Genomic DNA, 14,402 nt, shown 5'->3' on the forward strand with positions numbered 1-14,402 from the left:
CCCCCGGCCCCCCGCCCTACCGGGCCGCCCCCCCCCCCCCCCCCCCGCCCGACACAGGTCTGGATGTCGGAGTGACCACAATACAGACCGTCGTTCGAAATTGGCCGAGGGACGGTGCTATCGACAACCCATCAATTCGAGAGAGCTGACCATGCAACGTCCGACAACTGAAGGTGCGTTGGGGGATTTCGTCGTCACCCATCCACTTGACGCGGAAGATAGGGTGATCACCGCCGCAGCGCGAGCGATGGCAGTTCCCATGAAAGGAAAACTAAGGGGAATCGAAGCACGCGAGCCGTTCGATGCCATGATGGAGCGCACTTCGCCACGCGATGACGTGAGCTTCGAGCCCGGCACGGTTGGCGGCATTCCGGGGCTCTGGGTTCATCCCGCGTATTCGCGATCAGACGAGGCGATCCTCCATCTGCACGCCGGATGGTTCAGCCTGGGATCGGCTAAAGCATTCCGCCACCTGGTCGGCCATATCGCCGCGAGGGCGGGAGCGAGCGCGTTTATCCCCGACTATCGGCTTGCCCCCGAGCATCCTTTTCCCGCAGCCGTCGACGGTGTGCTGGCGTGTTACCGCGGGCTTGAGGAAAGGGGAATTCGCCGCATTGCCGTGACGGGAGACTCTGCCGGAGGCAATCTCGCCCTGGTACTCGCCGCACGCATCTCCAGCGACGCTATCTTCGCGAAAGCGGCGCTGGTTGGCGTGGCGGTACTATCGCCGGTCACCGATTTGACGCTCTCGGGCGAGACGTATGTGACGCGCGCGGATGCCGAGCCGTATTTCACGCTCCCGCAAGTCGCGGAATTGGTAGGTGCCTATTTGGGCAGTACCGACCCGAAACATCCGCTGGCTTCGCCGCTCCACGGGCCGCTTTCCGGGTTGCCTCCGGTCCGCATTCACGTCGGAGACGACGAAGTATTGCTCGCTGATTCGCGCAGCTATGCCGAGCGTGCCGTTGCCGCCGGAACCGATGCCCGGCTTGATGTCTGGATGGGGATGCCGCATGGATTCGCGGGCAGTATCGGCGCGTTGAAAGCGTCGGCACAAGCGCTGGATGCCATCGGCAAGTTTCTCGCGGAGAAGCTGCAGGCAGGCGCCGGCCCGCATACTGCGCGCTGAAACCGCGGTACAGTTTGCAGGGCACAGCGCGGGTGGACAGCGCTAGCGCTGCTGGTTCAGCGCTTCGAATCCTGCAACGAGTGCATCGAGCAGGTGACGGACGGCTGGCACCATGCCTCGGCGCGTGGGAAAGATCGCGTGCACAAGACCCGGCGTGGTCGTCAGACCTGGCAGCAGATGCTGCAGGCGGCCAGCCTGAATATCGACCTCAACCAGCTCTCTCGGCAGCATCGCCACGCCGACGCCAGACATCGCCGCAACCCGCAGGCTGGCCAGGTCGTCGGTCGCGAGGCGAGGCTTGTGCTCCCATGAAGTCACGCGCCCCTCAACGTCAACCAGGTTCCAGACAAATCGCTCGCTGCTGCTGGCCATGGAGAGCGTGGGCCATTCCTTCACGGATTCGATCGAGCTGGGCGCTGGATGGCGCGCCGCCAATGCGGGACTGGCAACCAGAATGTGGATCGACAAGCCCAACTGGCGGACGGCGAGATCCGTGTTTTCCAGCGGGGGGCGCCTGACCCGGATCGCAAAGTCCAGGCCTTCCTCGACGACATCCACGCGGCGGTTGGTTGCGTCCAGCAGGATCTGGACATCAGGATTGTCCTCTACGTATCGCGCGATGATCGCGGAGATGCCGGACTCCAGTAAGGCCACGGGGCAGGCGATGCGGACGGTGCCCTGCGGTCTGGAGCGCGTGCGGTCCACGATATCTTTGGCGGCCTTCGATTCCGCCACTAGCGCCAGGCAATGCTGGTGGAACTGCCGCCCGGTTTCGGTCAAAGACAGGCTCCGGCTCGTGCGATTGAGCAGGCGGACGCCAAGCTCTTCTTCCAGGGCACGAATGCGCCGGCTGAGTTTCGATGTCTGCAGGCCGAGGCTGCGCGCAGCCGCCGTGTAGCTTCCATGCTCGACCACTTCCGCGAAGAGCCGAAGATCATTGAGGTCAGTGATTGCGTTCATGGGCAGCCTTCATTTCCTTCTCATCGTTCTATTGGTGGCAATGATGCCTTTCATTATTGGACCTATGCACGAGTTCGTTGCAAATATAGCATTCTTCTCATCAGCTGCATTGCCTGCACCGACACCAGATTCCGTCGGTCGCACAGGTGACAGGCGCCGCATTTGCAGTAACAGGAACCGGAGAAGGACATGCTCACACACAGGCGTTGGGAATCGTTGGACAGGGCGGAGCAAAGTTGGCTGCGCGCGAAATACCATTTCACGGTTAGCGCCGATGGTAATCCCGACCATGCAGCGTTGGGTCCCCTGATCGTCTGGAACGATGACGAGATTGCGGTAGGCAGTGGTTTTCCCATGCACGGGCACCGTGACATGGAGATCATCACCTACGTGCGCCAGGGCTCGCTCGGGCATCGAGACACCTTGGGATCCGACGGCACGATCCACGCAGGCAATGTTCAGGTCATGAGCGCCGGCACGGGCATACGCCACACCGAGTTCAACACGGGTGACGTGCCACTCAAGGTCTACCAGATCTGGCTGCTGCCTCGTAAAGCCGGTGGTGAACCCGCGTGGGACACCAAACCGTTTCCTAAAAGCGACCGGTCAGGGCGATTCGTAGTCCTTGCCAGTGGATTCGCCGGCGATGAAGGTGCGCTTCCTGTTCGCGCCGATGCGCGTGTGCTTGGCGCAATGCTAAAGGCAGGCGAAAGCGTTCGACACGAGTTGAATCCGGCGCGTCGTGCCTATCTCGTCGTGGCCTCGGGGCGCATCGAAGTGAATGGCGAGCCTGTTGGGCCGCTAGACGGCGTGGCGATTACGAGCGTCGCCGCGGCGCAGATTTCTGCTCTTGAAGATTCCGAGCTGGTGATGGTGGACGCCGGCTAATTCCCTTTCTTTGTATCCACCTACGCAAATTCATATTTAAGGAGTTAGTCATGGAACGTTTTAAATTTCTTCCGTTGTTGGGTCGCATTCTGATTGGAGCACCGTTTGTCATGAGCGGGCTGGGCAAACTCGCAGCGTACTCTGCGACGGTTGGCTATATTGCAGCCATGGGTCTGCCCGTGCCGCCACTCGCGTTCGTTGTTTCCGTTCTGGTCGAGTTGGGCGGCGGTCTGCTGCTGCTGTCGGGCTACCGGGTTCGCCTCGTGTCGGTGGCGATGGCGGTGTTCTGTGTAGTCACTGCGCTTTTCTTTCACCACAACTTCGCAGATCAGAACCAGATGATCAACTTCCTCAAGAATGTGATGATGGCGGGTGGTCTCCTGCAAATCACCTACTTCGGTGCCGGCGCCTTCAGTCTGGACGCGCGACTCGGTCGGGTGGTCTCGCGCGCTGCATCGCTGAGCGCGAACTGAGAAAGGTGACGGGCGTCGATATCGTGGTCGATGGCGGAACGAAGGTCTGGTGATGGCCGATCGATTCTGATGGTCCCACTGTTCGTGATTACGTGTATCCGCAGGTTACGTTCGTGGAATATGACGCTCCAGGCGACGGGCAGCGCGCCGGCGGCGCGCGTGCCAGGTCGCAGTAGCGCAGTAGTTGGCTTACTTCGCCAGTTGTGCAATGAAGGCGCGGGTCGCCGGTCCCGGCGGCGCGTCCTTACGGTAAACAACCTTCATCGGCATCATCACATCGCGCGGCAGGCCTTCAACGCGAATTGTCACCAAGGTGCCGCGTTCGAGATCTTCCTTGACCATGTGCAGGGGCATATGCCCCCAGCCCAGGCCCGCCTTCAGAAAGGCGTACTTGGCGCCCAGATCCGCGAGCCTCCACGTCGAGGGAGACAGCACGCCGAATTCACGTCCCTGGGACAGGGCGGTCCGGTCGCTGAGGACGAGTTGCACGTGCTTCCTGATTGCGGCCGCGGAAATGAGTCCTCCGACATTTGCGAGCGGATGAGCGGCGCTGACGACGGTAACCAGTTCGAGCTCGCCCAAGGATTCGACCTGGAGTTCGTCCGTGACGATCGGCAACGTGCCGATCACGCCTATGTTGCAAATCTGGTCGAGCACAAGTTTCATCACCCCACCCAGCGCCTCGACATAGAGCCGCAGCGGCGTGTGCGGATAATCCTTTTGTGATTGAGCCGCCGCGCTCGTCAGGCTGTCCATGGGGTACATCACGTCCATCGCAACGGAGAGCTCGGGCTCCAGACCTTCTCGCATCGCGCGCGCTCGCGCCTTGAAGCCATCGATCGTGTCGGCCACGGAGCGGGCATCAAGCAGCAAGCTCTTGCCTGCGTCGGTGAGCTGCGGGTAACGGGCGCTGCGATCGAATAGCTTCACCTCGAGTTGTGCTTCGAGATTCGCGAGGGTCTGGCTGACCACGGATTGCGCGCGCCGGAGCTTCCGTCCGGCTGCTGAGAAGCTGCCCTCATCGACCGCCGCGATGAAGGTGCGAAGCTGGTCCAGTGTCACGCCGTCGAGCATATCCATCGCTCCAGTCGATAGGTGTGATCTAAAAATATAGGCTTTTAAGATGGAGTGCAAGCTCTTACCTTTACACGTATCGCGTTTTCTCGAGACAGAGCCATGAACATCGACACAGCCGTACTTACCCCGATTCAGGAAACCACGCTGGCGCCGCGCCGGATCGCTTTTCGCACCGGCGGCCGTGCGCACGGCGGCATTACTCGTCTGGCCAGCCCCTCCGATCTCGGAGACTTGCTCAAGCCTTTTGTGTTTCTTGACCACGCCGTGGTCGTGCCGACCGGCAAGCCGATGTTCGGCATGCACCCGCACTCGGGCATCGCAACACTCACCACCGTGCTGAATGGCGCAATCTCCTATCAGGATACGACCGGCAAGCATGGTGAACTTCATGCTGGCGGCCTCGAATGGATGAAGGCGGGCAATGGTGTCTGGCACGACGGAGACGTATTGCAAGGTGAAGCTGTGCGCCTCTTTCAACTCTGGGTCGCGCTGCCGCCCTCGATGGAGAATTCGCCGGCGGAAAGCCATTACATCTCACCATCCCAAGTGCATCGAGACGGGCCGGTTCGCGTCATCCTCGGCCGCCACGGATCTGCGACGAGCGATATCCGCGCGCCTGAAGACATCAACTACTTCCACGTTCAACTGAGCGCGGGAGAGTCGTGGCGATACGTGCCGCCTGCCGGGCACAACGTCTCCTGGCTGGCAATCGACAAGGGCCGCCTGAGCGCTTCCGAGCCGATCGAGGCAGGGCAACTCGCTGTGTTCGAGGAATCCGACGGTGCACCCATTGAGCTGCAAGCCGAAGACGCGACATCGTTCGTCATCGGCTCCGCTATCAAGCACCCCTATCCATTGGTGCTCGGCCACTACTCGGTGCATACGAACGCAAACGCGCTTGTGCAGGGCGAGGCCGAGATCCGCCGCATCGGTCGCGAGCTCGCGGGAGTTAAATGATGGAACGCGTGCGCATCGTAGAAGTGGGTCCCCGCGACGGGCTGCAGAACGAGAAGCAGAATGTCCCGACTGCGGTCAAGCTGGAGCTGATCGAGCGCCTGACTGCGGCAGGCCTCCGCGATATCGAGGTCACGTCGTTCGTCTCGCCCAAGTGGGTCCCGCAGATGGCGGACCAGGCCGAGGTGATGCGTGGACTGCGACGTCGTCCCGATGTGAATTACCCGGTGCTGACGCCGAACCTGAAGGGGTTCGAGGCTGCGGTAGCCGAAGGCGCGACTGAAGTGGCCGTGTTCGCGGCAGCCTCGGAGGGCTTCTCGCGGAAAAACATCAATTGCTCGATCGACGAATCGATCGACCGCTTCGTTCCGGTGCTCGACGCCGCAAAGCGACTGGGTGTCAAAGTTCGAGGCTATGTGTCTTGCGTAGTGGCCTGTCCGTACGACGGCGCGATCGCGCCGCAGAAAGTCGCGCACGTGGCCGCGCGCCTGCACGAACTGGGCTGCTACGAGGTATCGCTCGGCGACACGATTGGTGCCGGCACGCCGGGCCCGGTGTTGCGCATGCTCGAGGCGGTAGCGGCGAAGGTACCCGTCAGCAGCCTCGCGGGACACTACCACGACACCTACGGCATGGCTGCCGCCAATATTCACGCCTCGTACGACTTCGGGCTCCGGGTGTTCGACAGCTCGGTTGCGGGCCTCGGCGGGTGCCCCTACGCTAAGGGTGCGACCGGCAACGTCGCGACGGAGGACGTCGTGTATCTGCTGCATGGAATAGGGGCAGACACGGGCGTGGATCTGGACACGCTGGTGGACTGCGGCGCGTGGATCTCGGTCCAGCTTGGCCGCGACAACGGGTCTCGAGTGGGGCGGGCAGTCCTCGCCAAGCGTGCCTGATTCAAAGTCAGGCGACGATCGCGACAGTGCTGTGGCGTTCCGATTCGTTCGGCGACATGGAACGACCGACCCCGGCGCTCGGGTGCATAACCCCGTGCGCCGGGCGTTGTTTTGTCAGGCGGCCTTGGCGGCGGCTCGCGACGATTGTGCCGTGGTGTCCCTGGTCGCCTTCGATGCGGCCGCAGTTGCTGCGTCGAAATTGCTTTCCGCAATTTCGACTGCCTGGCGGGTTGCCTTGTTAGCGGTGTCGTAAGCGGTAAAAGCGGCGGTGATTGTCGACTTCAGCAGGGCCACCGCGGGTTCCGAACCAGCCGGTGCGTTCTTAGCCACATTATCGACAAAGTCTTGCGCATTCTGGCTGTATCCGGCAAATTGCGCTTCGGCAAACTTAACGAATTCCGCATGCGTCTCCGCAAGGATCTCATAGGCGTGACGGCTGTATGCCCGGGTTTTTTCGACGGCCGGCTGCGTCAGCGAGTTCTGAAGCTCGAGCAGATCCTGCGGATCTTTCCCGGACAGTGCTTTCTGGGTCGTTTCCTGAGTTTCGGCAATGATCGACTTCGCAGCCTGCAGGTTGAGGGTGGTCAGTTTTTCCAGACCATCGAACACCTTGTTGGTCAGGCCGAAGAATGTGTCGGCATGGTTTTTTTGTGCTGCGACGAACTGTTCCTGAGAAAACTGGGTCATCTCTATACTCCAGGGTAGACGTGCATGGGCGGCGACTTCTGAAAGATGGCGCGAACGTGATGCGTTGCAACATGAAGACCATTCTTGGTGCCAAGAGTAGGGAAGTCAAATGACTTATTCGTGATAGCAAATATGACCGACGGGGCTGGGCAATCGGGTGCCGATTCGACAGTCGGCTTTGTTGTGGCCTCTAAAATCGCGTCCACATGGACGGTTGCCGCAGCTCTTCTGCCAACGGGGCGCTGCAGGCCGGGCAGGCTGCATTCAGAGGGTTTGGCAAAGGGCTTCGATGGAATCGTTTACACCTTATAGTGCGCTGGCCGGTGGTGTGCTCATCGGCCTCTCGGCCTCGCTGCTGCTCTGGGCCAATGGGCGTATCGCCGGCATCAGCGGTATCGCTCGTGGTCTCTTTTCCGGCGGCCGCGAAGTGTTCTGGTGGCGTGCGTTGTTCCTTGCCGGACTCGTCGCCGGTGCCTGGTTGGTTTATGTCTTTGGGAAGCACAACGGGGATGCGTCCGTCGTTCCGCATAGCCGTCCCGGATTTCCGCCGGTGCTGCTTATCGCGGGTGGCCTGGCCGTCGGTTTCGGCACGGCACTCGCGCGGGGATGCACCAGCGGTCATGGGGTGTGCGGTCTCGCCCGGCTTTCTCCACGCTCCTTCGTTGCCACGCTGACTTTTCTGCTTGCGGGTATCGCCATGACTTACGTCGTGCGTCACGTGCTGGGTGTTCAATGATGCGGCGCTATCTGGTCAGTCTGATCTGCGGACTTCTGTTCGGCGTTGGCCTCGCGCTGTCAGGCATGACACGCCCGCTGAAAGTGCTGGGTTTTCTCGACGTCGCTGGAAAGTGGGATCCGAGTTTGATCTTCGTACTAGGGGCCGCAGCGACTGTTGCGACGGTGGCATTCCATTTCATTTTGCAGCGCAAAGCGCCGCTGTTGGCGCAGTCCTTCGATTTGCCCACAACGAAGGGGGTTGACCGTCGGCTGATTGCGGGCGCCTTGATCTTTGGCGCCGGCTGGGGCATCGCCGGCTATTGTCCCGGCCCGGCCATCGCACTGCTTGCGGCGCCTGACACGGAAGCGCTCTATTTCCTGCCTGCGATGGTGGCGGGGTGGTGGTTGTACCGGCTCACAACGAGCGTGGCGATTCGGCGATTGGCAAAGCATTGAGCCCGTAATGCAGGTTGGTCCAGCCCAATACATGCGGGCGAAGCGGCGGCCACGCGCCCGGTATTGGGACCGGGCGGATCGCGCTAAAAAATGCAAAGCTAATGACGCTTGCTTGTTTTCCGATCCTTTCGAAACGCCTTAGTATCCTGAATTTTTATAATAAACAGGATACCTATGAGCTTCCAGAACAGGTTGCGGGGAACCATATTCGGTGTGTTGTTCGCGACCACGCTGATCTGCACCGGCACGGTACCCGCTCTAGCAGCGCCCAATCACGGTGGAACCATGACATGGATCGTCACGCCGGAACCGGCGTCGATCATTCCGTTGACCACCACCGCCGGGGGTAACGCCGAGATCGGTCCCAAGGTGGTCGAAGGCCTGCTGACCTACGACAAGGATCTCAATCCGAAGCCGCTGCTGGCTATCGCATGGTCTGTCAGCAAGGACGGACTTCAGTATCGCTTCACCTTGCGGCAGGGGGTTAAGTGGCACGACGGCAAGCCGTTCACTTCCGCCGACGTTGCATTTTCGATCCTGACGCTAAAGCAGGTCCATCCGCGCGGCCGAAGCACGTTTGCGAACGTGACCGACGTCAAGACGCCGGACCCTTATACAGCGATCATCGAACTGTCGAAGCCGGCGCCGTTTCTCCTGACCGCGCTTTCGGGTTCCGAGTCGCCGACCATCCCGAAGCATCTGTACGAAGGGACGGACATCGTTTCCAATCCGTATAACAGTGCGCCGATCGGCACTGGCCCGTTCATTTTCAAATCGTTCGTGCACGGCAACTACATTCTTCTCGAGCGCAATCCGGACTACTGGGACAAACCCAAGCCGTACGTCGACAAGGTCATCGTGCGCTTCCTTCCTGACGGTGCGGCCCGGGCGGCGGCGCTCGAATCAGGCGCCGCGAACCTTGGCGACCAGGCGATTCCCCTATCGGATGTCAAGCGTTTCAGCACGCTGCCGAACTTCAATGTTGATACGACCAACTGGCCCTATGTCAGCAACCACCAGCAGTTGATATTCAATCTGGACACACCGGTCCTTAAGGACAAGGCGGTGCGCAAAGCGATATCGCAGGCTGTCGACGTCAATGCCTTGAACCGGGTTGTCTGGTACGGCTATGGCCAGGTCTCGGCCGCCGCGATCGGCGCTGCGAATACGAAGTATCACGATGCCGACATCCATTACTTTCCGTATGACGTGGCCGAGGCCAATGCCGCGCTGGATGCAGCCGGATTGAAGCGTGGCCCGGACGGTACTCGCTTCAAGCTGCGGCTCCTGTTCAATCCCTTCCAGAACCCCCGCGCTGCTGATTTTGTGCGTCAGTCGCTGGCGCGTGTCGGGATTGACGCCGAGATCGAGAGCTATGACTTCGCGACCTACGTGAAGAAGGCGTACACCGATCGCGCTTTCGATATCACGCTCGAAGCGCTTGCCAACGTGTTCGATCCGACTGTCGGCGTACAGCGCGTTTTCTGGTCGAAGAACTTCAAGATCGGTCTGCCGTTCTCCAACGCAGCACACTATTCGAACCCGGAGGTCGACCGTCTGCTGGAAGCGGCTTCGGTGGAAACCGACGAGGCGAAGCGCCGTCAGCTATTCATCCAGTTCCAGCAGATCGTGCACGACGACATTCCGTCAATCGAGTTCGGTGCGAACCCCAACATCACCATTGTCTCGAAGAAGGTGAAGGACTACGCACCGACTGGCGAAGGTCTGCGCGGCAACTTTGCTGACGTGTACATCCAGCCGTAAAGCACAGCGACCCTTCGAGCGACGCATCGAGCGAGCCATGGCGCCGGCTTGCGAATAGCCTACGGTTCCTCGTTAGCGTCGCTTTGCATATCAGAACAAATTGGTTCTCCGCGAGTCCCGCTCAGGCAGACAATCGTCTTCGGATGACGGTACGCAAGCACCGCCTTTGCCGGAGCTTTCCGGTGCTGTAGTGGGTTCGCCTGGCCGGGCCCGCCGGAGAAGCCATGAAACGTCTGCCGTTGCTCAATCTTGCCGCCGTGGCCGGTGTTGTGATCGCCGTGACGCTGATTGGCGTTAAGAACGTTCAGGGGAATACCCGCAATGAGATCCTCAACGTATCGTACGACCCCACTCGCGAACTCTATGGCAGCCTCAACGCCCAGTTCATTGCGGCATACCAGCAGAAAACCGGAATCCGGCTGCGCGTGGTGCAGTCGCACGGTGGCTCGTCCCGCCAGGCGCGCGCGGTGGTGGCCGGCGACCAGCAGGCCGATGTCGTCACGCTTGGGCTCTATTCGGATGTCGACGCGCTGCGCAAGCAGGGGTTGATCGCCGACAACTGGGCCGCGCGTTTGCCGAATCACTCGCAGCCGTACTATTCGACGATCGTCTTCGTGGTGCGCAAGGGCAATCCAAAGCATATCCACGATTGGCCGGACCTGATCGCGCCGGGCGTGGACGTCGTGACGCCCGACCCGCGCAGTTCCGGCAACGGCAAGCTGAGCGCCCTCGCTGCGTGGGGCGCGGTGACCACCCGTGGCGGCAGCGAGCAGGCAGCACGCGATTATTTAAGTGCGCTATACAAGGCACGCCGTCCGGCTCGATAGCGGCGCGCGTGGCGCGGCGACCGGTTTCACCGTCGAGAAGATCGGCGACGTGCAACTCGCGTGGGAAAACGAAGCGCAGCGTGAGGTCGCCGACGCACGCGACGAACTTGAGATCGTCTACCCACCCGTCAGCATTCTCGCCGAGCCGTACGTCGCGTGGGTCGATACGAATGTGGCGCGGCATCACAGCGAACGGTACGCGCGGGCGTACCTGGAATTTCTGTTTACCGACACGGCCCAGCAGACGATCGCATTGGCTGGCTACCGTCCGTTCAATCCGGGGATCGCGCAGCGCTTCGCCGCGCGCCTGCCGCCGCTCAAGCTGTTCCCGGTGACGGCGATCGCCCATGACTGGGACGACGCGAACCATCGCTTCTTCGACGAAAACGGCATTCTCGACACGGTTCTTAAACCGGTTAACGGGGTGGGGGCGGCGAATTCCTCCGGCCCAGGCCCAGCCACGGGTGCACAAGACAAGGGTTAAAACATCATGGCGCTGTCCGGTAACTTTTCGTACGACTGGAGCAAAGGAAAACGTGATCTGCTCGCGGGTCTGACCGTCGCCGCCATTTCGCTGCCGCAAGGCATGGCGTATGCGCTGATTGCAGGTGTGGATCCCCGCTTCGGGCTGTATTCAGCGGTGGTGGTGACGCTGGTCGCATCGCTGCTGGGCTCGTCGTCGCATTTGATCAACGGGCCGACCAGCGCGATTTCGCTCGTCGTGTTCAGCGCGCTCGCGTTCCTCGATCCGAATGCCACGTCCGATATCTATGAGGCAATGTTCCTGCTTGGCGTGATGGTCGGTATCGTTCAGATCGGCATCGCCGTTTTCAGGCTAGGCGATCTGACTCGCTACATCTCGGAGTCGGTCATCCTCGGTTTCATGGCCGGCGCGGCCGTGCTGCTGGCGATAGGGCAGATCGGCAACGCGCTGGGCGTGCGGGAGAAAGGCACCGGCCACCAGCACGTGCTGGTCCGGCTCTGGTTGACTGTGGTCCATGGCGATCCGGTCAATCTGAAGGCGTTGGCCATTAGCGCGGCCTCGGTCGTGCTGGCGGTGGCGCTGCGACGCGCCGTGCGGCGTTACCGGCTGCCGCAACTCGACATGTTCGTCGCGCTGTTGATCGTCGCGGGCGCCGTCTATGCGTTGGGCTGGTCGCAACCCGGTGAGGGCGGCCACACGCCGGTTGCCGTCATCGGCGCGCTCAAAGCAGGGCTCCAGTCGCCGCATATTCCGGAAATTCACTTGAGCTGGATCGGCCAGTTGTCGTCGAGCGCAGTGGCGATCGCGTTTCTCGGCCTGCTGGAGGCGCTGTCCATCGCCAAGTCGATTGCCCATCACACGCATCAACCGCTCGACTACAACCGGCAATGTCTTGCCGAAGGGGTGGCCAATCTGGTGGGAGGTTTCTTTTGCTGTCTTCCTGTCTCCGGCTCGCTCTCGCGTTCGGCGATCAACTATCAGGCCGGCGCTGCCACCCGCTTCTCGGGCGTGGTGACCGCGGTTGCGGTCGCGTTGGCCATGCTGGCGCTTGCCCCGCTCACGCGCTATATCCCGAAGGCGGCGCTGGCGGGACTGTTGCTCGTGACGGCGGTGCGCCTGATCGATGTGGAGCGCCTGCGGTACACACTCCGGGCGTCGAAATACGATGCGGGTCTGATCATACTGACGGCGCTGGCCGCGTTGCTGATCGGCGTCGAATTCTCGATTCTGATCGGCGTTGCGCTGTCGATCCTGCTATTCGTGCCACGCGCGGCGAAGCTGAAGGCAACTGAGCTGGCCGTGAGTCCGGAAGGTGTCGTTAGAGAGCGTTTGTTGTCCGATCCGTTGTGTACGGCGGTGGCGGTCTGGGACTTCGAAGGGGAATTTTTCTTTGGGGCGGCCCCCGAGCTCGACCGTCATTTCGACACCATCAAGGCACGCGCGCAGCAGCAAGGGGTTCGGTATCTCGTCCTGCGCTTCAAGCGGGTCAGGAATCCTGACGTGGTGTGCATCGAACGGCTCGAGCATTTTCTGCGCGACGCGCAGCGCGACGGACTCATCGTCCTGCTCGCGGGACTGCGGCCGGCATTGCGTGGCGTACTGACCAATCTGCATTTCTCCGACTGGTATCCGGCAAAGCGGTTTTTCCCGGAAGAGGATGAAACGTGGTCGGCGACGGTGCGCGCAGTACGTTACGCCTATGCGCAACTGGGAGAGCGTAACACCTGTGCCCACTGCGCGCGGCGCTCACAGACTGAGCAGCGCGCGACGGAACTCTATTACCTCGTATAGCGCATTGGCAGCGCAATCTGGCTGTAGTCGCCGTCGTTATCCGAGTGGCATGCCCGATTTTCAACGTTGGTTTTGCCGTTATGCGCCCGCCTGCTAAGCATAGTTAAAACGCTCGCTTATCCGTGCGATCCGGCGTTGCTACGATCACAGTTTTATCGTCCTGACCAGACCGGAATTTCGCGCCGTGACCTTTTCCATCTTTCGTTTGCTCGCTCGCGCGGTGCTGACTTCGCTGCTCGTCGTGAGTGCCGCTCACGCGCAGACTGCCGCCAATTCTCCGGCCCCGGTGAAACTACGGATCGGCTATCAGAAGTCTTCAACGCTCATCACAATCCTGAAAGCGCGTGGCTCGCTCGAGCAGGCGCTGGCGCCACTGGGCGTGAGCATTAGCTGGAACGAGTTTGCCAGCGGCTTGCCGCTGACCGAAGCGCTCAACGCCGACGCAGTCGACTTTAGCGCCGATGTTGCCGATACGGTCCCGGTGTTCGCTCAGGCCGCTCATGCGCGTTTTGTGTATGTCGCGCAGGAAGCGCCGTCGCCGGGCGCCCAGGCCATTATCGTGAAGCGCGACGGCCCGCTGCATACGCTTGCCGACCTGAAAGGCCAGCGCATCGCGGTGACCAAGGCTGCAGGCAGCCATTATCTGCTGCTCGCCGCGCTCGCCAAAGCGGGTCTCGCATCTGCTGACGTGCGCATCAGCTATCTGACGCCCGCCGATGGACGTGCCGCATTCGAGCGCGGCAGCGTAGATGCATGGGTGACGTGGGACCCGTATGTCGCGTCGGTCGACAAAGCGCCGGACGTGCGCATCCTCGCCAACGGCGAAGGCCTCGCCTCCTATCAACGGTACTACCTGGCGTCCAGTAGCTTCGCTGCGGCTCACCCCGATGTGATTAGGACTGTGTTCGCACAGCTGACGTCGGCGGGTGTATGGCTTCGCAGCCATCCCGACGATGCAGCGAAGTTGCTCGCGCCGATCTGGGGGTTAGACGCGGCGACCATCGAGCGTGCCAATGCACGCCGCAGCTACGCGGTACGCGCGGTCGACGCGCAGAATTTCGGTGAGCAGCAAAAGATCGCCGACGCCTTCTATCGAGCGGGTCTTCTGCCGGCACCGGTCGATACGGCCACGGCACTACGCTGGAACTTCACCATGAAGCGTGCCGAAACGGCGGGTACTTCGACCATCGTTTCCGGTGGGGAGTCTGGAGGACGAGAGTGAGTGCTCCGTCTGCCACCTCCGCGTCCCGGAAGGGCCTCTCTCGCCGGCTCGCCCCGCGAGCCGGTTGCAGGAGC

At 61.4% G+C, this 14,402-nt stretch carries 15 protein-coding genes; 12 read left to right on the forward strand and 3 right to left on the reverse strand.

Annotated features, from left to right (window positions below; all coding sequences use genetic code 11):
- Positions 1-259: 259 nt before the first annotated feature.
- Positions 260-1,129 carry an alpha/beta hydrolase gene (locus PQQ96_RS33945; protein WP_408300623.1) on the forward strand — a complete coding sequence of 290 codons (870 nt, stop codon included), beginning with the start codon at positions 260-262 and terminating at the stop codon, positions 1,127-1,129.
- A 42-nt stretch (positions 1,130-1,171) separates the two neighbouring features.
- Here PQQ96_RS33945 and PQQ96_RS33950 read toward each other — a convergent pair whose 3' ends face one another.
- The gene (locus PQQ96_RS33950; RefSeq protein ID WP_408300624.1) at positions 1,172-2,089 is read right to left on the reverse strand and encodes a LysR substrate-binding domain-containing protein; all 918 of its coding nucleotides are present in this window, start codon (positions 2,087-2,089) and stop codon (positions 1,172-1,174) included.
- A 189-nt stretch (positions 2,090-2,278) separates the two neighbouring features.
- On the opposite strand from PQQ96_RS33950, the gene PQQ96_RS33955 reads away from it, so the two are divergent.
- Positions 2,279-2,977 carry a pirin family protein gene (locus tag PQQ96_RS33955; protein WP_408300626.1) on the forward strand — a complete coding sequence of 233 codons (699 nt, stop codon included), beginning with the start codon at positions 2,279-2,281 and terminating at the stop codon, positions 2,975-2,977.
- 50 nt (positions 2,978-3,027) lie between these two features.
- Positions 3,028-3,450, forward strand: coding sequence for a DoxX family protein (locus tag PQQ96_RS33960; protein ID WP_408300628.1), 423 nt, complete (start codon positions 3,028-3,030; stop codon positions 3,448-3,450).
- Positions 3,451-3,639: 189 nt separating this feature from the next.
- Here PQQ96_RS33960 and PQQ96_RS33965 read toward each other — a convergent pair whose 3' ends face one another.
- Complete coding sequence (locus PQQ96_RS33965; protein WP_408300674.1) at positions 3,640-4,524, reverse strand: LysR family transcriptional regulator; 885 nt, start codon at positions 4,522-4,524, stop codon at positions 3,640-3,642.
- Positions 4,525-4,626: 102 nt separating this feature from the next.
- Here PQQ96_RS33965 and PQQ96_RS33970 point away from each other — a divergent pair, with 102 nt between their 5' ends.
- Both PQQ96_RS33970 and PQQ96_RS33975 read left to right on the forward strand, forming a co-directional pair.
- Positions 4,627-5,484, forward strand: coding sequence for a pirin family protein (locus PQQ96_RS33970; RefSeq protein ID WP_408300630.1), 858 nt, complete (start codon positions 4,627-4,629; stop codon positions 5,482-5,484).
- Complete coding sequence (locus tag PQQ96_RS33975) at positions 5,481-6,380, forward strand: hydroxymethylglutaryl-CoA lyase (protein WP_408300632.1); 900 nt, start codon at positions 5,481-5,483, stop codon at positions 6,378-6,380. Before PQQ96_RS33970 ends, PQQ96_RS33975 begins: the two co-directional genes overlap by 4 nt.
- A 114-nt stretch (positions 6,381-6,494) precedes the next feature.
- Here the strand turns inward: PQQ96_RS33975 and PQQ96_RS33980 are convergent, their stop codons facing one another.
- The gene (locus PQQ96_RS33980) at positions 6,495-7,067 is read right to left on the reverse strand and encodes a phasin family protein (protein WP_408300634.1); all 573 of its coding nucleotides are present in this window, start codon (positions 7,065-7,067) and stop codon (positions 6,495-6,497) included.
- 289 nt (positions 7,068-7,356) lie between these two features.
- On the opposite strand from PQQ96_RS33980, the gene PQQ96_RS33985 reads away from it, so the two are divergent.
- The 7 genes from PQQ96_RS33985 (at position 7,357) to PQQ96_RS34015 (ending at position 14,328) form a co-directional block, all read left to right on the forward strand.
- On the forward strand, positions 7,357-7,803 hold the full coding sequence (locus PQQ96_RS33985) for a YeeE/YedE family protein (RefSeq protein ID WP_408300636.1): 447 nt from the start codon (positions 7,357-7,359) through the stop codon (positions 7,801-7,803).
- Complete coding sequence (locus tag PQQ96_RS33990) at positions 7,800-8,240, forward strand: DUF6691 family protein (protein ID WP_408300638.1); 441 nt, start codon at positions 7,800-7,802, stop codon at positions 8,238-8,240. Before PQQ96_RS33985 ends, PQQ96_RS33990 begins: the two co-directional genes overlap by 4 nt.
- A 174-nt stretch (positions 8,241-8,414) precedes the next feature.
- Positions 8,415-10,004, forward strand: a complete 1,590-nt coding sequence (locus PQQ96_RS33995) for an ABC transporter substrate-binding protein (RefSeq protein WP_408300640.1) — start codon at positions 8,415-8,417, stop codon at positions 10,002-10,004.
- Positions 10,005-10,228: 224 nt separating this feature from the next.
- Positions 10,229-10,831: a sulfate ABC transporter substrate-binding protein gene (locus PQQ96_RS34000; protein ID WP_408300642.1), complete on the forward strand. Its 603-nt coding sequence runs from the start codon at positions 10,229-10,231 to the stop codon at positions 10,829-10,831.
- Positions 10,797-11,315, forward strand: coding sequence for a substrate-binding domain-containing protein (locus tag PQQ96_RS34005; protein ID WP_408300643.1), 519 nt, complete (start codon positions 10,797-10,799; stop codon positions 11,313-11,315). Before PQQ96_RS34000 ends, PQQ96_RS34005 begins: the two co-directional genes overlap by 35 nt.
- A 6-nt stretch (positions 11,316-11,321) precedes the next feature.
- Positions 11,322-13,106 carry a SulP family inorganic anion transporter gene (locus PQQ96_RS34010; protein WP_408300645.1) on the forward strand — a complete coding sequence of 595 codons (1,785 nt, stop codon included), beginning with the start codon at positions 11,322-11,324 and terminating at the stop codon, positions 13,104-13,106.
- Positions 13,107-13,290: 184 nt separating this feature from the next.
- Positions 13,291-14,328 (forward strand): aliphatic sulfonate ABC transporter substrate-binding protein, encoded by a 1,038-nt coding sequence (locus PQQ96_RS34015; protein WP_408300647.1) that lies wholly within the window; start codon positions 13,291-13,293, stop codon positions 14,326-14,328.
- Positions 14,329-14,402: the final 74 nt, after the last annotated feature.

Source organism: Paraburkholderia sediminicola (assembly GCF_046027825.1).
Lineage (GTDB): Bacteria > Pseudomonadota > Gammaproteobacteria > Burkholderiales > Burkholderiaceae > Paraburkholderia > Paraburkholderia sediminicola_D.